Source organism: Lentzea albida (assembly GCF_900111005.1).
GTDB classification, from domain to species: domain Bacteria; phylum Actinomycetota; class Actinomycetes; order Mycobacteriales; family Pseudonocardiaceae; genus Lentzea; species Lentzea albida.
The window spans coordinates 209,804-232,080 of sequence record NZ_FOFV01000005.1; the positions used below are offsets into that span (position 1 = coordinate 209,804).

A 22,277-nucleotide genomic window follows, 5' to 3' on the forward strand; every position below is an offset into this window, starting at 1 on the left:
TCGGACGAGACATGTCGGGGGATGCATTCGGCGGCGATGTACGCATGGAGGCACATCGATGGTTCAACGTCCTCGACGCCTGGCACTGTTCGCGGCCCTGACACTGGTTCTACCACTCGCCGTGACCGGACAGGCACTCGCTGATCCCAACAACAACTCTCCCGCGAAGCTCACCAAAGCCGTGACGCTGGACGGGGTCCTGCGTCACCTCGACGCGTTCCAGTCCATCGCGGACGCCAACGGTGACCGGGCCGCCGGACGTCCTGGATACCAGGCGTCGGTGAACTACGTGGTCTCGCAACTGACCGCGGCCGGTTACTCGCCGACCGTGCAGGCGTTCGACTTCCCTTACGTGGAGGACAACTCGCGGCTCGACCGGGTCTCACCGGTTCCGCGCGCGTTCGTGCGCGACACCGACTTCAACCGCCACGGCTTCGACCAGCCGGTCGAGGGAACGGCGACCGGCGCGATCCAGGCCGTCGACGTGGTGCTCCCGCCGACCCCGGTGCCGAACGGCAACAGCAGCGGGTGCGAGGCCGCGGACTTCGCCGGCTTCACGCCGGGCAAGATCGCGGTGTTGCAGCGCGGCACGTGCGGGTTCGCCGTGAAGGCCCTGAACGCGCAGGCCGCCGGTGCGTCGGCGGTGATCCTGTTCAACGAGGGCCAGCCCGGCCGCACCGGCCTGGTCACGCCGATCGGTGACGCCACGGGCCTGACGATCCCCGTGGTGTTCGCGACGTTCGCCGCCGCACAGGACCTGCTCCTCAACACGCCGGGAGCGATCGTCCGCGTCACGGTCGACTTCACCGAGGAGACGCGGCAGGCGTGGAACGTGTTCGCCGAATCCCGTGACGGCAATGCGAACAACGTCGTGATGGCCGGCGCGCACCTCGACAGCGTGCAGGACGGGCCCGGCATCAACGACAACGGCAGCGGCTCGGCGGCGTTGCTCGAGACCGCGATCCAGATGAGGAAGGTCAAGCCCAACGCGAAGGTCCGCTTCGCGTGGTGGGGCGCCGAGGAGGAGGGCCTGCTCGGGTCCGAGCACTACGTCGCCACGCTGCCGCAGGCCGAGCAGGACAAGATCGCGCTGTACCTGAACTTCGACATGGTCGGCTCGCCGAACCACTTCTTCGGCATCTACGACGGCGACGACTCGAGCGGCACCGCGCCCGTGCCGATCCCGCCGGGATCCGCGGAGATCGAGGACGTGTTCGAGAAGTTCTACGCCGACCGCGGCCTGCCGTCGGAGGACACGGACTTCTCCGGGCGGTCGGACTACGGCCCGTTCATCGCGGTGAACATCCCGGCCGGCGGCCTCTTCACCGGTGCCGAGGAGGTCAAGACGGCGCAGCAGGCGGCGTTGTACGGCGGCACGGCCGGCATCGCGTTCGACCCGTGCTACCACCAGCCGTGCGACACCAGGTCGAACCTGAACCTGACCGCCCTGGACGTCAACGCAGACGCGATCGCCACCGCGGTGATCACGTTCGCGTTCGACACCTCGACGGTGAACGGCGTGCGCGCGCCCGGCAAGTCGCACGGACGCGCACCGCAGGGTTCCGTCGGCTAGTGCGTTCGCGCGGGCCGGGCAGGAACGCCCGGCCCGCGCGACCGGTCAGACGGCGGCGGTCTTGTCGCGGGACAACAACCGTGCCGCCACCGCCGCAGGCAGGTACATCAGCACGCCGTACACGGCGGGCGGGATCGCCATCGTCTCGTCGTTCAGCACCGTCAGCGCCAGCGTGATCGCGATGGTGGCGTTGTGGATGCCGATCTCCATCGCGCTCGCGATCGCCTGCTTGCGGTCGATCTTGAACGCCTTCGGCACGTAGTAGCCGATCAGCAGGCTGAAGACGCTCAGCAGCAACGCCACCGGCCCGAGCGTCCCGATGTTGTCGATCAGCTGCTGGTAGGCCTGCGCGATCGCGGCGATGATGACGAGCACGAGCACCACGACAGACGCGATGCGCACGGTGTCGTTCATGCGCAGCGCCCAGGCCTCGAACCTGCGGCGCACCAGCATGCCGATCGCCACCGGCACCAGCACGATCGCGAACACCTGCACGAACTTCGCCGGCTGCAACCCGACCTCCGCGCTGTCGGCCATGAAGTGCGCCATGGACAGACCCACCACCAACGGCAGCGTGAACACCGCCAGCACCGAGTTGATGGCCGTCAGCGTGATGTTCAGCGCGACGTCGCCGCCCGCGAGGTGGCTGAAGAGGTTCGCCGACGTGCCGCCCGGCGACGCGACGAGCAGCATCATGCCGACCGCGAGCACACCCTTGAGCCCGAACGCGAGCACCAGCCCGAGGCAGACCGCGGGCAGCACGACGACCTGGCAGACGAGCGCGATGACCGCGGCTTTCGGGTACTTCGCGACCCTGGCGAAGTCGTCGGTGGTGAGCGTGAGGCCGAGGCCGAACATGACCAGGCCCAGCGCCAGCGGCAGGAAGATCTGTACGACTAGCACGGCGGCCTCCGCGGATGTCCGGCTTGTGCAGTTTGATCTGTTCGGAAGATCCTGGCGTTACGCCCGCGCCGATGGAATCGGCCAGGTGGCGGCACAGGGCCGCCTCCGCGGAGTTCGTGGAGGACACTGAACGCCGTGCAGATCGGCGTGTTCACGGCGGGTGACCTCCCGCCGTCGGAGATGGTCGCCCTGGCGGTCGCCGCCGACGAGGCGGGCCTGGACGTCTTCGCCGTCGGCGAGCACCACAACCCGCCGTACACATCGTCCTCCCCCACGGTCCTGCTCGCCCACATCGCGGCTAAGACGTCGTTGCGGCTCTCCACCGCCACCACGCTGATCACCACGAACGACCCGGCGAAGCTCGCCGTCGAGTACGCCACGCTCGCCCTCCTCGCTCCCGATCGGACGGACCTGGTGCTCGGGCGGGGCAACACCGCGAAGGTGTTCGGCTGGTTCGGCAAGGAGATCGAGTACGGGCTGCCGCTCACGATCGAGCACTACGCGGCGTTCAAGGCCCTGTGGCGCGGCACGTACGTCTGGCACGCCTGCACCCGCTCACCCGAGATCGCCGACCTGGCGGCGGAGCACGACGACGGGCTGTTCGTGTTCGCCGGGCAGACCGAGCACGTGGGCAGGTACCGCGACCAGGCCGCGCATCCCAGGATCGGCGTGCTGGCCGGCGACCTCGAAGAGGGCCTGTCCTACGAGCCCGACCGGCTGCTCGTGGAAGTCAGCAGCCCCTCGCAGGTGGAAAAGCTAGGGTCGGCGGTGTGTTCAGCCTTGCCACACCGCCGCTCTTCGCGCGGCTCCGCGACGCCCGCACCGTCCTGATCGCCGGAGCCGGTGGCGGGTTCGACGTGTTCGCCGGGATCCCGCTCGGCGTCGCGTTGCGCGGCGAGGGCAAGCGCGTGCACTACGCCAGTCTCAGCTTCAGCGACCTCGAACGCCTCGACCTCGACGCGTGGCTGGAGCCCGGTCTCGCCGCCGTCGAACCGGAGACCTCCGGTGAGGACGCGTACTTCCCCGAACGCGAGCTCGCGCGGTTCCTCGGCGACACCGTCTACGCGTTCCCGCGCACGGGCGTGCGGCCGTTGCGCAGCGCGTACCGCACGATCATCCAGAAGCACTCCGTCGACGCGGTGGTGCTCGTCGACGGCGGCACGGACATCCTGCTGCGCGGCGACGAGCAGCACCTCGGCACGCCCACCGAGGACATGACGAGCCTCGCCGCCGTGGCGGGGATCCCTGGCGTGACGAAGATCGTGACCAGCCTCGGGTTCGGCATCGACGCGCACCACGGCGTGTGCCACGCGCACGTGCTGGAGAACCTGGCGGCACTGGACAGGCAGGGCGCCTACCTCGGCGCGTTGTCGATCCCGTCGGACAGCCACGAGGCCCGCGCGTACACGACGGCCGTGCAGCAGGCGCAGGAGGCGACGCCGTTGTCGCCGAGCATCGTGAACGGCCAGATCGCGGCCTCGCTGCGGGGCGAGTTCGGGAACGTGCAGTTCACCACGCGCACCGAGGGCAGCGAGCTGTTCGTGAACCCGTTGATGGGCGTGTACTTCAGCGTCGACCTCGACGCGTTGGCACGTGGCGTGCACTACCTGCCCGCGCTGGAGAAGACGCGGACGGCGTTCGACGTGGCCCTCGCGATCGAGGACTACCGCGAGAGCGTGGACGAACGCCGTCCACGACGGCCGCTTCCTCACTGACGTCGCACCACCACCGCGATGACGAGGATGAACACACCGATGGCGACGGCCGACCCGAGCACCCACAACCCGTAGATCGCGAACGCCACGAACTCCGACCCGATCGCGGCCACGGACGTGACCGTCGCACGGGCGTCGGAGGAGATCCGGTGCTGCAACTCGGTTTCCACGTGCACCAGCACGAACCGGTACAGGCCGTAGAAGAGTCCCAGCAGGACGATCGCGAACGGCACGGCCAGCAGTGCCGCCACGATCAGCAGGACACCCGAGGCGAACAGCACCCAGCCGCGGAACGGCAACCGGCCCGCCAGGTGCGCGCCCGCCGCGCCCATCAGCGGCACGCCGATGGTCGCCATCGGCACCCAGATCGTCGGCACGTGCCAGTCCTGGGCCAGCAGCGTGAAGTACTCCTCGAACGCGTCGATGGCGTACACGAGAGCCACTGCCAGCACAGCACGTTTGATCGGCACGGACGCCCGCAGCCCGCTCACCAGGGTGGCGAAGTAGCCGGGTTCGTCGTCGTCCCCGGATCCGCGCTCGGGTTCGGGGAACCGCAACGCGATCACCGACGACGCGAGGCACATCGCGACGGAGATCCAGCCGGCCAGCTGGTGGCCGCCGAGCGAGAACAGCGCGGTGGCCACGACCGCGACCGGCACCTGGGCGATCAGCTCGATCGTGTCGACACGGGCGTTGAGCTGTCCGTACTGCTCCTCGTCACCGTTGGCGGCCAGGCCGTCGTACAGCAGGGCCTCGAACGCGCCCGACTGCAGCGTGCCGCCGAGTCCCCACAGCACGAACCCCGCGGCGAAGCCCCAGAACGACGGGAACACCACCCAGGCCGCGTAGCCGAGAGCTTGCAGCACACCGGAGGCGACGAGCGAACTGCGCCGCGAGAACCGGTCGGCGATGGCGCCCGAGGGCACCTCGAAGACCACCGCGGTGAGCGACCAGATCGCCAGCAGCACCGAGATCTGGGCGTCCGACAGCCCGCTGTCGGCGAAGAGCAACGCGTACAGCGCGTAGATCGGGATGAGGTGCGAGCACCACGCCCACGCCGTCGCGGTTCGGGAGAGATCAGTTGAAGATCAATGTCGTCGACGCATGCGACAAGACTAAGCCGCCAGCGCCACCGATTAAATGGCGCTGACGGCTCGTGGTCGTTCAGGTGCTGCCGGTGACTAGAAGCCGGCGGTGATCTTCGTGAAGGCCAGCTCGGTCTGCCCGATACCGGAGCAGCTCGCCGACACCTGGCCGTCGCAGCCGCCGCGGTCGCGGTTGACCGACCAGAAGGCCAGTCGCCCGAGGCCGTTGGACTTCGACCAGTCGCGGATCGCGGTCCAGTCGTCGACCGTGGTCAGCTCGCGCTGGTCCGACAGGCCGTTCATGCCCGAGATGCCGACGTGCTTGAACGCCTCGGCGTCGCTCCAGCCGAAGGTCGACTTGAGCTTGTTCTTGAGCCCGGTGGCCGCGCCGATGGTGTCGGTGCGGATGTTCGAGCTGCCGAAGTCGAACGGCATGATCGTGAACACGTCGATGTTCGCGTTCAGGGCCTTGGCCTGGTCGATCAGACGGGCGCCGTAGAAGTTCGGGCCGGTGGTGCCGGTGCCGAACGTGACGATCGTCTGGATGCCCGGGTTGTTCTGCTTGACGATCTTCAGCGCGGTCAGGATCCGGTCCTGGACCGTCGTGTTCTCGAACTCGTCGGAGTTCTCGATGTCGATGTCGATCGCCTTGAGCCCGTAGGCGTTGATGACCTGCTGGTACGCGCCGGCCAGCGCCTCGGGGGTCGAGCAGTTCGGGCCCAGCTTGTTGCCGCTCCAGCCACCGAACGACGGCACGACGTCACCACCGGCCGCGCGGATGGCGTTGATCGTCTGCTGGTCGACACCACCGGTCAGCGGCCGCGAGCTGTCCCACGAGGGGGTGCAGCCGCCACCGGACAGCACGAACGCCAGCGTGAACCACTTGACGCCGGTCGCGCTCATGACCTGCGTCGCGCTCTGCGGGTTGCCCCAGCCCAGGTACAGGTAGGGCGCGCCGCGGCCGGTGCCGGGCACCGGCGGGTTCGACGTGGTCGTCGTCGTGGTGGTGGTCGTGGTGGTGGTCGTCGTGGTCGTCGGCGGCTGTCCGTTGCCGTCGCACGAACCGCCGTTGACCTTGCAGTTGGAGGGGTTCGCGCCGGAACCCCTCACGGTGAAGCCGAAACTGACGCTGCCGCCGACCGGAACGCTGCCGTTCCAGGTGTTGCGGACGGTGATGTTCTGGCCGTTGGCGGCGTAGCTGCCGTCCCACAGCGACGCGATCGACTGCCCGCTCGGCAGCGTGAACTCGACGGTCCACGACGAGAGCGCGGACGCGCCGCTGTTGGAGATCGTGTACTTGGCCTCGTAGCCGCTGCCCCAGTCCGACGTCTTCGTGAACGCCGCCGTCACGCCCGACGCGCCACTCGCGGGCGCGGCGAGAACGCCTCCGACCACGGTGGCCATCGCCAGACCTGCGGCCAGGATCTGCCAGCGAAACTTCCTCATGGTGCTCCATTCACGTGCAGGGGGTACGTGATGACGGGCACGTTAACTGGTCTAAACCATTGGTTCAAGGGGATGAAACGGACATCGTAACCGCACGTCAGGGCGTTGTGCGAGAACGCTCTCACACTCAGTCCACTCGACATGGTCGTCAGGTGACCACCGGCAGAAGCCCTGACGTGGGTGAAACCGGTACCGCGACCGGAACGCCTTCTCTTACGCTGCGGGCACATGGATGCTCACGAAATCGCTCGCCTCATGGCGACTTCCAGTCTCGATCCGGACATTCAGGCAACCCAGACCGCCTATCGTGTCCAATTGGCCGGGTCCTGGCAGATCCCCCGGGGCGCACGGGTCCTGGAGATCGGGTGCGGCCAGGGCGACATGACCGCGGTGCTCGCCGACCGGGTCGGTCCACGTGGGACGGTCGTCGGCACGGACGTCGCGCCTCCCGGTTACGGCGCACCGATCACCGTCGGCGACTCCGCCCAGCACCTGCTCGACGGGCCTCTCGGTTCCCGCATCACCATGCGCTTCGAGACGGACGTGCTCACCGACGACGTCGGAACCGGGTACGACCTCGTCGTGCTCGCCCACTGCTCCTGGTACTTCGCCTCCGCCGGCCTGCTGGAACAGACGCTCGGGAAGGCGCGGGAGCTGGGCTCCCGGCTGTGCTTCGCCGAGTGGGACCCGCAGCCCGCGGACCCGAGCCAGATCCCGCACCTGCTCGCCGTGCTCGCTCAAGACCGGATCACCGGGGACACCGACCTCAACGTGCGGGCGCCGATCACCCGCGCGACGCTGCTGGAGGTGCTCGACCGCACGGGCTGGCAGGTCGAGGGCATCGGCGAGGTGGACACCAGCGCGTTGCAGGACGCCGACTGGGAGATCGCCATCGCGCTGCACGAGGCACCGGACGGCCTGGCGAAGGAGCTCCTGCGCCAGACCGCACAGGCACGCGGCAACGTTCCGCTGCCCGCGTACGCCCTCACAGCACGCTAGGCCGTGTCCCGGGAGTTCGTTCGGTGGCAGGCGCGGGCGAGAGACCCGGAGGCGGTGCCGCCGCGACGTCCTCATACCGGGCGTATTCGGGCGACGCGGCGGTGCCGACTCCGGGGCCCTCGCCCGCTACTGGCGCCCGACGAGGCTTCCGGGACACGGCCCGGTGCGCTCCGCCCGGTCGCGGTCGCGCTCCTCCAGCAACTGCAACAACGCGTAGGTGGTCTGCCGCTGCTCCTCCAGCAGCTTCGTCAGCCACGATCCGAAGTAGAGGAACCCGCCGACCCCGATCAGCCCGACCCCGAGGATCCCGCCGGACACCACGTACGGGACCTGCTCGAACGTGTACCCGGTGTGCGCGACGCCCCACCAGGCGAAGAGGATCGCCGCGATCCCCGCCGTCATGAGCATCGTGCCCGCCAAGCCGAGTCCGCTGCGCATCCGGGCGCGGCGCCGGTCCTGGATCGTCATGGGTTCACCCTCAGGTCGGGGACACCGGTCGGGTGCCCGGAGGGACAGGGGGCGCCGCCCAGCAGGAACGTGCCGAACGACTTCATGCCGAACGCTCCCGCCGCCGCGACGCCGAGGCCGGTGAGCACCAGCAGCGCCGGTACGCCGGGGAAGTCGAGCAACGACCGCGGCCGGCTGCGCGCGGAGGCGACCGGTGTGACGGCCTTGGGAGGCGCGACTCCGGCGACCGGTGGCACGGCTCCCAGTGCGGGCGGTGGCGCGTCGCCCAAGGCCGGTGGCACGGGGGCGAGCGGGGCCGGTGCGTCCGGTGGGGTCAGAGGTGCTGAGGCGGAAGCGTTTGCGACCGCCTCGGTGTCGCCCACGATCACGACCATCTTGCGCAGTGGGTTGAGCAGCGGCGCCAGTTCCTTGGGCAGCAACGGGGCCAGGACGCCGTCCAGGATGCCTCCGATGCCGAGCTTGCTGCGCAACGCCAGCACGTCCACGGTCAGGGTGAGGCCGCGGCTGGCCGAGGTGGCCCGCGTGCCTTCGACCTCGGTGGACGACGCCGGCCAGGTGAGCGTGATCCCCAGTGGTTCCAACGCCTTCAGCAGCCCGTCCGGTGGCGCGTCCGGGGCCTTGACCGGGAACTTCCGGTTCAGCACGGTGAACTCGGCGACCGAGAACGTGCTGGTGCCGCTGCCCTTGCTGCCATCGCTCACGGCCACGGACTCGAACTCGACGCCCGACAGCACGACCAGCCCGGCCAGCAACGAAATCGTTTGCGCGGACGTCACGGCCGTCGACTTCGCCTCGGCCGCGCCGACCGTGCTGACGCTGCTCGACGACAGGCCGTCCGCGGTCAGCAGGAACGGCACCTCCTGCTTGGCGCCCGCATGGGACTCGGCCTTGGCGGCGCCCGCGGCGGCGCGCATGCCCGGTTGCGACTGGTCGGCGGGACCACCGGGGTGCGCGGCGTTGGCCTGCACGGGATACGCGAACCCGAGCAGCTGCGGCAGGCCGGTGCCGACGGCCGCGCCGGGCCAGAGCGAACTGGCGAGCGAGCGGCCGATCGGGCCGGAACCCAGTTCGGTCCGGGTGTAGGACAGGTGCGCCTCGCCCTGCGGTTCGGCGGGCACCGGAATGAGATCGGTGTGCAGCAGCACGGAGACGGGCGCGGCGCGGGCGGACAGCGTGAAGCCGCCGATGTCCGCGGCCCTCGCCGGCGCCGGGGACAGCAGGAGGAGCAGCAGGACGAGCACGTACCTCATGACGTCCCTCCGAAGTAGACGGTGGCCAGGTCGCCGTCGGCGGCGATCTCGCCGTGCGTCATCACGACGACCTGGTCGGCGACGGCGGAGGCGGTCTCGGCGAACTGCTCCACGATCAGCATCGTGACGCCGGAGCGCGCCAGCTCCGCCACCACCTCGTACAGCTCGGCGACGATCACCGGCGCGAGCCCCATCGACAGCTCGTCGATCACCAGCACGGCCGGGTCGGTGATCAGCGCGCGCGAGAACGCCAGCATCTGCTGCTCACCACCGGACATCGAGCCGGCGAGCTGCTTCTGCCGCGCCTTGAGTTTGGGGAACCGCGCGTAGACGACCTCGGCGTCCCCGCGCATCAGCCGGAGGTTCTCCGCGACGGTCAGGTTCGGGAAGATCGCGCGACCTTCCGGGATCGTGCACAGGCCGGCGCGGGCGAGCTCGTCGGGCGCGGCGTCGTTGACGTGCACCCCGCCCAGGTGGACGTGCCCGGAGGTGGCCCTGATCTGTCCACTGAGGACCTTGACCAGCGTCGACTTGCCCGCGCCGTTCGGACCGAGCAACGCGGTCACGGTCCCGCGCGGCACGTTCAGCGACACCCCGCGCAGCACCTCGATCCGGCCGTAGCCCGCGTGGACGTCCATCAGGTCGATCATCCGAGGTACGCCTCCCGGACTCCTTCGTCGGCGCGGACGACGTCCGGGGTGCCGGAGACCAGCAGCCGCCCCAGGTTCAGCACGTGCACCTGGTCGCAGTAGCCCATGACGAGGTCCATGTCGTGCTCGACCAGCACGACCGAGCGGCCCTCCGCGCTCAGCTGCCGCAACAGTTCACCGAACGCGTCGGTCTCCGCGCGGTCGAGCCCGGACGACGGTTCGTCGAGCAGCAGCACCACCGGGTCGGTGGCCAGCGCGCGGGCCAGCTCCAGCAGCCGTGCCGCCCCGGTGGGCACGGTGTCGGCCTGGTTGTCCGCGAACTCGGCGATGCCGACCCGGTCCAGGAGCTCACGAGCCAGTTTCGCGGGCCGGCGGCGGCTTTCCAATGCCACCACCACGTTCTCCCAGACCGTCAACGACCCGAAGACCTCCAGCCGCTGGAACGTCCGCGCGACGCCCATCCTGGACCGCTGGTGCGGGCCCTTGGAAGTGATGTCCTCCTCGTCGAGCAGCACCTGCCCCGCGGACGGCCTGCGCAGTCCGCTGATCACGTCGAACAACGTCGTCTTGCCCGCGCCGTTCGGCCCGATCAGCCCCGTGACACCGGGCTTCACGGTGAGGGTCACGTCGTTCACCGCGGTCACCTCGCCGAAGCGGACCGTCACGCCCTCCACCCTGAGCGTGCTCATGCGCGCCGCCAGGACCAGGCCCGGAAACCCCAGCTGACCAGCCCGTTCGGATCGCGCGCCAGCCCGGCCGCCGCCACGCCGAGCAGCACGACCGCCACCCCCGCGAACGCCGGGAACCCGCTCTGCAGCACGGGGAGCAGCATCAGCAACACCCCGCCGAGCAACGCGCCGGACACCGACGTGACGCCCGCGATCACCGCGAACAGCAGCAACGGCAGGTTGTTGAACAGCTGGAAGTCGCTCGCCGCCACGGTCTCCCGCAACTGCGCGAACAGCCCGCCCGCGAGCCCCGCGATCGCCGCCGACAGCGAGAACACCCACACCCGGATCCAGCGCACGTTGAGCCCCAGGGTCGCGCACGCCGCCGAGCTGTCCTTGACCGCGATCATGCGCCGCCCGAGCCGTCCGCGCCGGATCGCCAGCACCCCGGCCCCGACGAGGACGAACACGCCTGCCGCCAGCAACAGTTGCCCGCTCGCCGACTCGATCAGCTTCGGCACCTGCAGGCTCCCCCGCACCCCGAACGCGATCGGCGACTGGAGCACCAGCTTGTCCATGAGCTGCGCGAACCCCAGCGTCGCGAGCGCCAGGTAGAGCCCGCTGACCCGCAGCGCCGTCAACGCGATCAGCGCCCCGACCGCCGCCGCGACCCCGGCACCGATCAGCAGGGCCACCGGCGACGCGCTCCCGAGCCGCGCCACCGTCACCGCGCCGACCCCGACGAACGTGAACTGCCCCAGCGACACCACCCCGCCGTACCCGGTGAGCAGCACCATCGACAGCAGCACGATGCCGAACACCAGCGCCAGCGCGAGCTGCCCCGCCACCACCGGGTCCACCAGCAACGCCAGCACGACCGCCGTCGCACCGAACAACCCGGCGGCCACCCAGGTCGTCGCCGCGCTCGGCGTGGCCACCCCGCGCGTTCCCCGGACACCACCGATCCGCAACGGCGACTGCGGCATCACCAGCAACACGATGAACAGCGACAGCGCCGGGATCGCCGCCCGGAACGAGATCCAGAACGGCGACGACGGCAGGTACGCCACCGCGTACGACTGCACCAGCCCGAGCCCCAGCGCCCCCGCGAACGTCCACGGCAGACTCCTGAGCCGTCCGACCAGTGCCGCGGTGTACGCGGTGATCACGAGCAACGTCATCGTCACGTAGTCGAGCTGCACCACCGGCGTCAGCAGGATCCCGCCCAGCGCCGCCAACGCGGACCCGATCGCCCAGCTCAACGCCGACAACCGCGTGGGCCGCGTGCCGTACAGCGAGGCAAGCTCCGGCGCGTCCACGCACGCCCGCATCGCGAGCCCCGTCCGCGTCCGGTTCAGCAGCACGTACAACCCGCCCGCCACCAGCACCGCGCAGACCAGCGTCACCAGGTCGTGCCCGCTGACGAACGACTGTCCGATGTGGATGCCCAGCTGGTCGAGGAACGGCCGCACCGGACGCGCCATCGGCGGCCAGATCACCTGCGCCACCCCGATGAGCCCGACCAGCACCCCGACCCCGGCCACCAGCGTGATGCCGACCGGCGCGCCGGCCAAGCGTCGCATGATGAACCGTTCGACGACGAGGCCGAACAGCGGCGCGCACACCCCGACCACGAGCAGCAGGGCGAGCCACTGCGGGAGGCCGCGGTTCTCGGCCAGTTCCCAGTAGAGGAACGCCATGACCATGCCGATGGCGCCGTGGCCGACGTTGAACACCTTGGAGGTGCTGTAGGTGAGGACGAGGCCGCCGGCGACGACGGCGTAGGCGCCGCCGGTGACCAGGCCGAAGACGGTGTAGGCGAGGAGGGCGGTCATCCGCCCACCCCCGTGTCGATCAACGACCCGCACGAGTACCCCGACCCCGGCGCCAGCCGCGACCACGCGCCACCCTTCAGCCGCACCAGCGCCATGCACGCGGAAGTCCGCTTCCCCCCGACGTCCTGCGGCGCCACCAGCCCCTCGGCCGTGAAGTCGTGCACCCCGCGCACCGCGTCCAGCATCGCCTTGCGCGTGAGCTGCGGCCCCACCTTCGCCGCCGTCGTGACGAACAGCCGCGCCGCCGCCCACGCGAACATCCCGAAGTACGACGGCGCCGCACCGGGCGCGACCCGCCCGAGCCACTGCTTGTACAGCGCCATCTGCGCGTTGGGCTCCTCGAACAGCGCGCCGTTCGTGTAGACGACTGTGCCGTCGACCGCCGCGCCGCCCTGCTTCACGTAGGCCGGGTCGTAGGCCGACGGGTCGGTGATGAACGCCTCCGGCGTGTACCCCTGCTGCCGCATGGCCTGCTGCAGGCGCACCGCGTACTGGGCCGAGCCGATCCAGTAGACGATCTTGGTGCCGGTCTCCTTCAGCTTCGCCACGTACGGCGCGTAGTTGACGTCCGTGATGTCGATGGCCTGCGAGTACACGAACTTGATCCCGCGTGCCTCCGCCGCCTTCTGCATGCTCTTGGCGTTCTGCGCGCTCGCGTCGGCGTTCAGGTACAGGTAGGCCGCGGCGCCGACGGCGCCGGGGAAGCTCGACTTGACCAGGTCCGGGCCCGCGGACGAGACGAGGTTCACGACGTTCGACGCCACGCCGAAGCTCACGGGCGTGCGCTGGCGTTGCGCGGTGACGGTCGAGGCGCGCAGGTCGGGGATGCCGCACGACGCGGCGGCCGGTCCGCCGCCCTGGTCGAACGCCGACATCGAGCCCACCAGGGCGAAGGCCTGGTCACAGGCCTGGGAGGTGGCCTGCTGGTCGCCGCCGCTGTCGGTGCGGGAGTCGAACGAGACGAGCTTGAGCTTGCGGCCGCACACCGAGCCCTGGGTGGCGTTGAAGTACTCGACGAACGCCTTGGTGGCCTGCTGCGCCGACTGGAAGATGCCGGGTACCGGGCCGCTGATGTCGGAGATGTTGGCGATGGTGATCTCGCCGGCCGTGACGCCCTTGTCCGTGGCGCCGCCGGTGCCCTGGCACCCGCCCGCGATGCTGCCGGGCGGCACCGGTTTCTTGTCGGCCTCCTGCGGGTTCGCGGCGCCCGGCTGCTCGGCGGCGCCCTCGGGCACGGTGCCGTCCTCCCCGGCCACCGCGCCGTCCTGCACGCCCGCCGAGCCGCCCTGGGGCACGACGAGTGCCGCGCGTTGCTCGTCGGTGAGCCTGCTCCCGCACCCGGCGACCAACGCGCAGACCGTCAGGGCGATCAGTGCGGTCCTGGCTCGCATGCGCACCGACGCTAGGGATCTGCATGCATCCAGACCCAAGCAATATCTAGAACGCGTTCTACATGCAAAGAATCACGGAGAAACCCGTCACCGAAACGCGGACCACTCGTTATGGAAGGCCGCAAGGAACACGTTCTACTTCACGACGGCGGCAGCAGCTCCGGGCGGCGCGGCTGGATCACGTCACCGGACGACTCCCCGCGCACCCGCCGCACCACCCACGGCACGACGTGCTCGCGCGCCCACTTCCAGTCCTCCGCGCGCCGGACGCGGCGGTCGACGAGCGGCGCGACGCCGAGCAGGGTCCGCTCCAGCGCGTGCTCGACGCCGAGGCCCTCCAGCACCGAGATGGCGACCTCGGTGTGACCCAGCGAGTTCAGGTGCAGCCGGTCGTGGGACCACATGCGACGGTCGCGGAGCTGACGCATGTTCCACATGTCGACGAGCACGCACGAGTGCTCCTGAGCGATCGAGCGCACGTGCTCGTTGTAGATGGCGACGCGTCCGCGCATCTTGCGGAACACCGGGTCGTCCGCGCCGTCGACGCCCGTGAAGAGGATTACGCGCGCGCCCGCGTTGACGAGCCGTGCGACGGCCGCGCGGTAGCGGCGCATCAGCCCGTCGATGTCGACCTTCGGCCGCATGAGGTCGTTGCCGCCCGCGTAGAGGGAGACGAGGTCGGGCTTCATCGCGAGAGCGCGGTCGAGCTGCTCACCCAGCACCTGAGGCATCAGCCGGCCGCGCACGGCCAGGTTGGCGTAGGCGAACTCGGGGTCCGCCGCCCCCAGCACGTCGGCCACGCGGTCGGCCCAGCCACGCACACCGTTGGGACGACTGACGTCGTCGTCGCCCACGCCCTCGGTGAACGAGTCCCCCAACGCCACAAAACGCTTGCTCATGCTCACGACCTTATGTCGGGCATTTCCAGCGGATTCCGCCGGGGTTGCGGCCTCCGCGATAACGTTTCGATAACGGAGACGTCTCGAACTGAGGCGGCATCCCACTTCTGGCCGTATCCCCGGTCGTGCGACTCCCCATGGACTTGGCGAAGCCGACGCGACTGATGGTCGCGCTGGCCGGCTGTGCGCTGGCGGTGCTCCTGAACACCGGGGAGGCCGTCGGCCAACCCAGCACGACGCCGTCCACGCCCATCTCCACGCCGCCGCCCGACAGCGGCGGCAAGGGCGACGAGGTCGTCCAGACGCAGTGGGGTCCGCTCGGACCGGCCGACCGGGACTTCCTGAACCGGGTCAAGCAGGCCGGGCTGTGGGAGAAGCCCGCGGGCGAGAAGGGCAAGGCCAAGCGAGCCGACCAGCCCAAGATCCAAGAGGCCTGCAAGCACCTCATCGAGGGGCACACGCTCCTGGACAACGTGGTGAACAGGGCGGGCGTGCTGCTCGGCCACACGTTGCCCACCGAGGCGTCGGACGAGCAGAAGGGCTGGCTCGCCGAGATGGACGCGGCGACCGGCGACGAGTTCGACGCCGTCTTCGCCAACCGCCTCCGCGCGGCGCACGGCAAGGTCTACGCCTACGCCGCGCAGATCCGGGCGGGCACCAAGAACGAGCTCGTCCGCATCCTCTCCACCCAAGCGATGATCACCGTCTTCGACCACATGAAGGTGCTCGAGGACACCGGTCGCGTCGACTTCGCCGGACTCGAATCGCCGCAGCCGCTCGCGCCTCCCCCACCCGCGGACAACTCCGGAGCACCGGACGCGAGTGGTGACCAGGCGGCCGGGCAGACGGCCAACCCGACCGACGGCGTGATCCCCACCGTGCCGGAGGGCACGCGGTTCACCCGCACCGCCGAGCAAGGCGTGTTCGGTGACAACAACGGCGTCTTCTTCGGCGCCATCGCGGTGCTCGCGCTCGCACTGGTCGGGATGAGAATGGTGTCCCGGTCGAAGAAATCGCGACGGAAATCCCGTTCGTTCTAACCGAAAAAGCACACCCAGGTTCAACCGAAGATAGCGGCAACATACCGCCGTCAGCTTCGCCATGCCGTTTTATCGGACTACCACGAGGTGGCAAATGGCTATTCACCGGAGGAAATCCACGATCTGGCTCACCGCCGCCGCTGCGGCGATGGCCGTGGTCGCGGGCGGTGCCGCGGTGGTGGCCATCAGTTCTTCTGATGGCTCCGCGCTCGCCGACGGTGCGGACAAGAGCTTGTTCGTCGACATCACCAAGGTGAAGCCGAACGTGAAGAAACCAAGGCAGCAGAACAACGCCACCACAGGCACGTTCACCGTGAACTGCGGGCGGAACGAGAACGGGCACTTCAACCCGGACAACTTCATCGCGCAGCCTGGTGTCCGCAACGGTGCCCAGCACCTGCACGACTACGTCGGCAACCTCTCCACCAACGCGGACTCGAACAACCAGTCGCTCCAGGCGGCGGGCACGACCTGCAAGAACGGCGACAAGTCCGCCTACTTCTGGCCCGTCGTGCGCATCATCGACGAGGAGCCGGAGGAGGCCGCGCCGCCCGCCGAGCAGGCCCCGCCCAAGAAGGACGACAAGGCCCAGCAGGACAAGGACAAGGCCGCCAAGGAAGCGGCCCAGCTCGAGTGCCCCGACGTCGCGTCGCTGCTGCCGGAGAACGTGCCGGACGCGGCCCAGGCGGAGATCGACAAGGAGCTGGAGAACCTCGAGAACGTGACCGCCGAGGCCGAGAAGAAGGTCGCCTCGACCAAGGCCCAGGACCGTGACAACGTGATCGTCGGCCCGACGCGCGAGAAGCGCGCCGCCATCCTCAACCGGATGATGCTGGCGTTCAGCCGCCAGGGCCAGCAGGCCCCGGACCTCAACCCGGCCGCCGCCTGTGCCGTGAAGGACAAGGCGGCCGGCGAGCAGGGCCTCGACAACGGCGGCGAGAACAGCGACGACGCCCAGGCCGAGGGCACCGAGCAGAAGAAGCAGCAGGCCAACCCCGAAGAGGGCGCCGACAACGAGCTCGAGGGCAACGAGGGCAAGATCCAGCGCCCGGCCGTCGTGGACCTCACCTTCCGCGGCTCGCCCGTCGGCAAGGTCACCGCGATGCCCAAGTTCCTGCGCGTGCTCTACGGCGACGCCAAGGCCGGCCAGAACGGCCCGAAGAACGCCAAGGCGTCCTGGACCTGCACGGGCTTCGAGGACAAGGTCCTGATGGACAAGTACCCGATCTGCCCGCAGGGTTCGAAGGTCAAGCGCGTGCACGACTTCCCGAGCTGCTGGGACGGCAAGAACATCGACTCCGCGAACCACCGCGACCACATCGTGTTCCCCGACGCCAACGGCAAGTGCAAGCAGGGCTTCAAGGCCGTGCCGCAGCTGCGCATCTCGCTGACCTACAACATCCCGCTCGACGTCCAGAAGGACGGGCGCTACCTGGTCGACTCCTTCCCGGAGGAGGAGCACAACCCGCTCACCGACCACGACGACTTCGCGAACGTGATGTCGCAGAAGATCATGAACCGCCTGGTCAACTGCGTGAACTCCGGCAAGAAGTGCCGCGAGTGACGCTCTGACCGCGTTGTTCGGGTAGACGAAGGGCCCCGGTGCACCTCCCGCGCACCGGGGCCCTTCACCGTCCACAGCGGAGCTTCGATCCGCCGACGGGGTTCCTGCTTCAGTGCACGGTGCCACGCAGGTGCTCGGCCATCGTCCGCGGGGCACGGCCCAGCACCCGCGCCAGGTCGGGTGTCTGCCGCTCCAGGGCGCCCGCGCGGACCTGCGCGTTGAGCCACCGCATCGGGCCTGGCCCGTCGTCGGGCACTTCGCGGTAGGCCACTCCCAGGTCTCCGGCGACGCCGGGGTGGGTCCACAGAGGACCGGTGAGGTCGTAGGCCTTGCCGAAGTGCTCGTCGTCGAGGAGCACCTCGGCCGCGGCGTCCGCGAGGTCGGCGCGGAACGCGGTGTTCAGCCCGTGCCCGCCCACACTGCCCGTCAGCTCACCGTCGACGATCTTGGGCACGAAAGCGTCGCTGTAGAAGGGGTTCCGCAGCAGCGTGTGCGGCACTCCGCTGCCGCGGAGCACCTGCTCGGTCGCGTGGTGGGCTTCGGTGAGCCCCACCGCCGCGGTGTCGGCGCCCAGGAAACTGGTGTAGACGATCGCGTCCACCCCGGCGTCACGGGCGGCGTCGATCGCGTTGCGGTGGTGCGCCACGCGCCTCACCGCGTCCAGCTCGGGTGAGGAGATCAACAGCACCTTGCGGGCGCCCTTGAACGCCGCTCGCAGGCCGGCCGGGTCGTCGTAGTCCCCGTGCCGCACCTCGACGCCCTCAGGCGCGCGCGACCGGTCGCGGACGGCCGCGACCACCTCGGTGCGCCGTGACAACCGCCCGACGACCAGGCGTCCCAGTTCACCGGACGCAGCCGTGACGACGATCAAGGTCCCTCCTCCGCTCGATGATCGACGAGCTAAGCCGCACGGCCGGGTGTGCGCCACTGAATTACCCGTTCCTCGTGGCCAGCGGTGCACGCGGATCCCGTTGAGCGTTCAGAGATGCGAACCGGTTCACCACCGTGAACCCTGTTCCGGAATCATTGACCCGATAGGTATAGACCACTAACACTGGCCGCATGGTCACCCGCTCCTGCACGGTGCTGATCGCACTGCTGGCATCCCTTCTGGTCCCGGTCACCGCCCCAGCCCAAGCGGCACCGGCGACGTTCGTCCACCCGGGAGTCGTGGTCTCCCGGCCACAGCTCGACTTCATGCGCACCAAGGTCCTGGCCGGCGCGCAGCCGTGGAAGCTCGCCTACGACCGCATGCTGGCCTCGAAGTACGCCGACCTGAACCGCACGCCGAAGCCACGTGCCGTCGTGGAGTGCGGACCCGTCAGCAACCCCAACAACGGCTGCACCGACGAGCGCGAAGACGCTCTCGCCGCCTACACGCTGTCGCTCGCCTGGTACGTCACGCGGGACGCCCGGTACGCGACCAAGGCGATCCAGATCATGGACGCCTGGTCGAACACGATCCGCGACCACACCAACTCCAACGCTCCGCTGCAGACGGCGTGGTCGGCCAGCAGCTGGCCGAAGGCCGCCGAGATCATCAAGCACGTGTACGGCAACTGGCCGAACAGCGCGAGGTTCGGCACGATGCTGCGCACCGTCTACCTGCCCGAGATCCAGAACGGCCGTGCGAACACCAACGGCAACTGGGAGCTCAGCATGATGGAGGCGTCGATCGGCATCGCGGTGTTCCTGGAGGACAGGGCCGCCTACGACAAGGCGATCAGCATCTTCCGGACGCGCATCCAGGCGTTCATCTACCTGACCTCGGACGGCGCGCTGCCGAAGACGCCGCCGGGCAGCGGGATCGACACCAGGGCCGAGATCATCTCCTACTGGCACAACCAGTCCACGTTCGTCGACGGCCTCACGCAGGAGACCTGCCGGGACTTCGCGCACACGGCGTACGGGCTGAGCGCCGCCTCGCACCTCGCCGAGACCGCGCACATCCAGGGCCAGGACATCTGGGGCGAGATCAAGGACCGCATGCGGCACGCGTGGGGCCTGCACACGAAGTACCAGAACGGCGAGCCCGTGCCGTCCTGGCTGTGCGGCGGGAACTACTCCCGCGAGCTCGGGCCGACACCGGAGGTCAGCTTCAACGCGCTGAACACCCGCCTCGGCATCGCCATGGCGAACACGAAGATCTACACCGAGTCGAACCGTCCACACGCGACCGACAACCTCTTCATCGCCTGGGAGACGCTGACTCACGCGGCAAACCCCTCGTAGGAGCGACTAGCGTGCTCTCATGACCGAGACACCGGACGTGAAGCCACGCAGCCGCGACGTGACCGACGGCCTGGAGCGCACCGCCGCGCGCGGCATGCTCCGGGCCGTCGGCATGGGTGACGAGGACTGGGAGAAGCCGCAGATCGGCGTCGCCTCCTCGTGGAACGAGATCACGCCGTGCAACCTGTCGCTGGACCGCCTCGCGAAGGCGTCCAAGGACGGCGTGCACGCGGCGGGCGGGTATCCGCTGGAGTTCGGCACGATCTCGGTGTCGGACGGCATCTCCATGGGCCACGAGGGCATGCACTTCTCGCTGGTCTCGCGCGAGGTGATCGCGGACAGCGTCGAGACCGTCATGCAGGCCGAGCGCCTCGACGGGTCGGTGCTGCTCGCGGGGTGTGACAAGTCGTTGCCCGGCATGCTGATGGCGGCGGCGCGGCTCGACCTCGCCAGCGTGTTCCTCTACGCCGGGTCGATCCTGCCCGGCCGGGTGACGCTGTCCGACGGCACCGAGAAGGAAGTCACGATCATCGACGCGTTCGAGGCCGTCGGGGCCTGCGCGCGCGGGCTGATGAGCCGTGAGGACGTCGACCTGATCGAACGCGCGATCTGCCCCGGCGAGGGCGCGTGCGGCGGCATGTACACCGCGAACACCATGGCCAGCGCGGCCGAGGCGCTCGGCATGTCGCTGCCGGGCAGTGCCGCTCCCCCGGCCACCGACCGCCGTCGTGACGGGTTCGCGCGCAGGTCCGGCCAGGCCGTGGTCGAGATGCTGCGCAGGGGCATCACGGCGCGGCAGATCATGACGCGCGAGGCGTTCGAGAACGCGATCGCCGTCGTCATGGCGTTCGGCGGATCCACCAACGCCGTGCTGCACCTGCTCGCCATCGCGCACGAGGCCGGCGTCGAGCTGTCGCTGGACGACTTCAGCCGCATCGGCGCGCGCGTGCCGCACCTGGCGGACGTGAAGCCGTTCGGGCGGCACGTGATGACGGACGTCGACCGCATCGGCGGTGTGCCCGTGGTGATGAAGGCGTTGCTGGACGCGGGTCTGCTGCACGGCGACTGCCTCACCGTCACCGGCCGCACCGTCGCGGAGAACCTCGCCGACATCGCCCCGCCCGACCCGGACGGCCTGGTGCTGCGCGCGCTCGACAAGCCCATCCACCACACCGGCGGCATCACGATCCTCAAGGGCTCGCTCGCCCCGGAGGGCGCCGTGGTCAAGTCCGCGGGCTTCGACTCCGACGTCTTCACCGGCACCGCGCGCGTGTTCGACCGCGAGCGCGCCGCGATGGACGCCCTCGAGGACGGCACCATCACCGCCGGCGACGTCGTGGTGATCCGCTACGAGGGCCCCAAGGGCGGGCCGGGCATGCGGGAGATGCTCGCGATCACCGCGGCGATCAAGGGCGCGGGCCTCGGCAAGGACGTCCTGCTGCTCACCGACGGCCGGTTCTCCGGTGGCACCACCGGACTCTGCGTCGGGCACGTGGCACCCGAGGCAGTGGACGGCGGGCCCATCGCGTTCGTGCGGGACGGCGACCGGATCACGCTGAACGTCGCCGAGGGCACGCTGGACGTCGAGGCCGACCTGGACAGCCGTCGTGAAGGCTGGGCGCCGCTGCCCCCGCGCTACGAACGCGGTGTGCTCGCCAAGTACGCCAAGCTGGTCGGCTCGGCCTCACGCGGAGCCGTCTGCGACTAGGAAGCGACGCCTGGCCGCGCGGACCAGCGGCCCGACCGGTGAGCCGGGCGGCCAGGCGAGCACTGTCGTGACGTCCGGCGCGTCGACGACCGGCACCGCGACGTGCTCCGGCCACTGCCAGGCGCGGCTCGACGCCGGGATGACGAGCAGCGTCAGGCCGAGCGCCACCAGCTGGGCCAGCTGCGACTGCGTGCGCACCTCGGGGCCCGGCCCGTCCGGGTAGGTGCCGTCCAGGCGAGGCCAGCGGGCGATCGGCAGGCCCGGCACGTCGCTCACCTCGGCCAGCGTGACGCTCTCGCGCGCCGCGAGCGGGTGCGTCGCCGGGACGATCGCCACCTGGCCCTCGACGTGCAGGTCCTGGGTCTCGAAGCCGGCGAGGTCGTCGTACGGGCGGTGCATGACGGCCACGTCGGCCTGCCCGTCGCGCAGCCGGTGCGCCTGCTCCCCCACCTCGCACAGCAGGACCTCGACCGGGGTCTCCGCCGCGTCGAGCAGGTCGCGCAACAGCTCGTGCGACGCCCCGGCCTTCGTCACGAGCACCAACGGCCGTCCCGGATCCGCGGCCTGGCGCGTCCGGCGGGCGGCGGCCGCGACGGCGTCCAGGGCGGTGCGAGCCTCCCGCAGCAGCACCTCGCCCGCGCCGGTCAGCGCCGCGCCCCGGCGGTCCCGGTCGAGGAGCTTCACGCCGAGACGCCGTTCCAGCTGGAGGATCGCCCGCGAGAGCGGCGGTTGCGCGATGCCGAGCCGTTCGGCGGCGCGTCCGAAGTGGAGCTCCTCCGCGACCGCGACGAAGTAGCGCAGCTCGCGGGTTTCGAGGTCGTCCACGCCCCGAAGCCTAATACCCGCCGGGT

Annotated in this window: 20 protein-coding genes; 8 read left to right on the forward strand and 12 right to left on the reverse strand. The window is 69.9% G+C overall.

The features are described 5' to 3' along the window. Window positions 1–121: 121 nt before the first annotated feature. Window positions 122–1,573 (forward strand): M20/M25/M40 family metallo-hydrolase, encoded by a 1,452-nt coding sequence (locus BMY74_RS15550; RefSeq protein ID WP_177229761.1) that lies wholly within the window; start codon window positions 122–124, stop codon window positions 1,571–1,573. Between the two features lie 45 nt (window positions 1,574–1,618). Here BMY74_RS15550 and BMY74_RS15555 read toward each other — a convergent pair whose 3' ends face one another. Then, a complete protein-coding gene (locus tag BMY74_RS15555) occupies window positions 1,619–2,476 on the reverse strand; it encodes a bile acid:sodium symporter family protein (RefSeq protein ID WP_245786144.1) in 858 nt (285 codons plus the stop codon). A gap of 135 nt (window positions 2,477–2,611) precedes the next feature. On the opposite strand from BMY74_RS15555, the gene BMY74_RS15560 reads away from it, so the two are divergent. Together BMY74_RS15560 and BMY74_RS15565 are read left to right on the forward strand one after the other, a co-directional pair. Then, window positions 2,612–3,307, forward strand: coding sequence for an LLM class flavin-dependent oxidoreductase (locus BMY74_RS15560; RefSeq protein WP_245786145.1), 696 nt, complete (start codon window positions 2,612–2,614; stop codon window positions 3,305–3,307). Then, complete coding sequence (locus BMY74_RS15565) at window positions 3,247–4,191, forward strand: DUF1152 domain-containing protein (protein WP_089916282.1); 945 nt, start codon at window positions 3,247–3,249, stop codon at window positions 4,189–4,191. Before BMY74_RS15560 ends, BMY74_RS15565 begins: the two co-directional genes overlap by 61 nt. On the opposite strand, the gene BMY74_RS15570 is transcribed toward BMY74_RS15565, so the two are convergent. Both BMY74_RS15570 and BMY74_RS15575 read right to left on the reverse strand, forming a co-directional pair. After that, window positions 4,185–5,201: an MFS transporter gene (locus tag BMY74_RS15570; protein ID WP_245786146.1), complete on the reverse strand. Its 1,017-nt coding sequence runs from the start codon at window positions 5,199–5,201 to the stop codon at window positions 4,185–4,187. The two genes, BMY74_RS15565 and BMY74_RS15570, sit on opposite strands and share 7 nt — an antisense overlap. 171 nt (window positions 5,202–5,372) lie before the next feature. Next, on the reverse strand, window positions 5,373–6,722 hold the full coding sequence (locus tag BMY74_RS15575) for a cellulose binding domain-containing protein (RefSeq protein WP_089916287.1): 1,350 nt from the start codon (window positions 6,720–6,722) through the stop codon (window positions 5,373–5,375). Window positions 6,723–7,037: 315 nt separating this feature from the next. On the opposite strand from BMY74_RS15575, the gene BMY74_RS15580 reads away from it, so the two are divergent. Next, window positions 7,038–7,721 carry a class I SAM-dependent methyltransferase gene (locus BMY74_RS15580; RefSeq protein ID WP_218159638.1) on the forward strand — a complete coding sequence of 228 codons (684 nt, stop codon included), beginning with the start codon at window positions 7,038–7,040 and terminating at the stop codon, window positions 7,719–7,721. 126 nt (window positions 7,722–7,847) lie between these two features. On the opposite strand, the gene BMY74_RS15585 is transcribed toward BMY74_RS15580, so the two are convergent. The 7 genes from BMY74_RS15585 to BMY74_RS15615 form a co-directional block, all read right to left on the reverse strand. Next, a complete protein-coding gene (locus tag BMY74_RS15585) occupies window positions 7,848–8,189 on the reverse strand; it encodes a hypothetical protein (RefSeq protein WP_089916292.1) in 342 nt (113 codons plus the stop codon). Then, window positions 8,186–9,439: a choice-of-anchor P family protein gene (locus BMY74_RS15590; protein WP_089916295.1), complete on the reverse strand. Its 1,254-nt coding sequence runs from the start codon at window positions 9,437–9,439 to the stop codon at window positions 8,186–8,188. Before BMY74_RS15590 ends, BMY74_RS15585 begins: the two co-directional genes overlap by 4 nt. Beyond that, window positions 9,436–10,089: an ABC transporter ATP-binding protein gene (locus BMY74_RS15595; RefSeq protein WP_089916298.1), complete on the reverse strand. Its 654-nt coding sequence runs from the start codon at window positions 10,087–10,089 to the stop codon at window positions 9,436–9,438. The genes BMY74_RS15590 and BMY74_RS15595 overlap by 4 nt, the downstream gene beginning before the upstream one ends. Then, window positions 10,086–10,778, reverse strand: coding sequence for an ABC transporter ATP-binding protein (locus BMY74_RS15600; protein ID WP_089916301.1), 693 nt, complete (start codon window positions 10,776–10,778; stop codon window positions 10,086–10,088). The genes BMY74_RS15595 and BMY74_RS15600 overlap by 4 nt, the downstream gene beginning before the upstream one ends. Continuing rightward, window positions 10,775–12,592 (reverse strand): ABC transporter permease, encoded by a 1,818-nt coding sequence (locus BMY74_RS15605; RefSeq protein ID WP_089916304.1) that lies wholly within the window; start codon window positions 12,590–12,592, stop codon window positions 10,775–10,777. Before BMY74_RS15605 ends, BMY74_RS15600 begins: the two co-directional genes overlap by 4 nt. Next, window positions 12,589–13,983, reverse strand: a complete 1,395-nt coding sequence (locus tag BMY74_RS15610; RefSeq protein ID WP_143091577.1) for an ABC transporter substrate-binding protein — start codon at window positions 13,981–13,983, stop codon at window positions 12,589–12,591. The genes BMY74_RS15605 and BMY74_RS15610 overlap by 4 nt, the downstream gene beginning before the upstream one ends. A 140-nt stretch (window positions 13,984–14,123) precedes the next feature. Then, window positions 14,124–14,882 carry an SGNH/GDSL hydrolase family protein gene (locus BMY74_RS15615; RefSeq protein ID WP_089916310.1) on the reverse strand — a complete coding sequence of 253 codons (759 nt, stop codon included), beginning with the start codon at window positions 14,880–14,882 and terminating at the stop codon, window positions 14,124–14,126. A gap of 137 nt (window positions 14,883–15,019) precedes the next feature. Here BMY74_RS15615 and BMY74_RS15620 point away from each other — a divergent pair, with 137 nt between their 5' ends. After that, window positions 15,020–15,922, forward strand: a complete 903-nt coding sequence (locus BMY74_RS15620) for a DUF4142 domain-containing protein (RefSeq protein WP_089916312.1) — start codon at window positions 15,020–15,022, stop codon at window positions 15,920–15,922. A 94-nt stretch (window positions 15,923–16,016) separates the two neighbouring features. After that, window positions 16,017–17,486, forward strand: coding sequence for a DUF1996 domain-containing protein (locus BMY74_RS15625; protein WP_089916315.1), 1,470 nt, complete (start codon window positions 16,017–16,019; stop codon window positions 17,484–17,486). Between the two features lie 109 nt (window positions 17,487–17,595). Here the strand turns inward: BMY74_RS15625 and BMY74_RS15630 are convergent, their stop codons facing one another. Continuing rightward, entirely contained in the window at window positions 17,596–18,357 is a 762-nt protein-coding gene (locus BMY74_RS15630; protein ID WP_089916318.1) for an NAD(P)H-binding protein, read from the reverse strand. 191 nt (window positions 18,358–18,548) lie between these two features. Here BMY74_RS15630 and BMY74_RS15635 point away from each other — a divergent pair, with 191 nt between their 5' ends. Together BMY74_RS15635 and ilvD are read left to right on the forward strand one after the other, a co-directional pair. After that, on the forward strand, window positions 18,549–19,718 hold the full coding sequence (locus BMY74_RS15635; RefSeq protein ID WP_089916320.1) for an alginate lyase family protein: 1,170 nt from the start codon (window positions 18,549–18,551) through the stop codon (window positions 19,716–19,718). A gap of 19 nt (window positions 19,719–19,737) precedes the next feature. Continuing rightward, window positions 19,738–21,426 (forward strand): dihydroxy-acid dehydratase, encoded by a 1,689-nt coding sequence (gene ilvD / locus BMY74_RS15640; RefSeq protein ID WP_089916323.1) that lies wholly within the window; start codon window positions 19,738–19,740, stop codon window positions 21,424–21,426. Here ilvD and BMY74_RS15645 read toward each other — a convergent pair. Then, complete coding sequence (locus BMY74_RS15645) at window positions 21,403–22,251, reverse strand: LysR family transcriptional regulator (protein ID WP_089916325.1); 849 nt, start codon at window positions 22,249–22,251, stop codon at window positions 21,403–21,405. The two genes, ilvD and BMY74_RS15645, sit on opposite strands and share 24 nt — an antisense overlap. Between the last annotated feature and the right edge of the window lie 26 nt (window positions 22,252–22,277).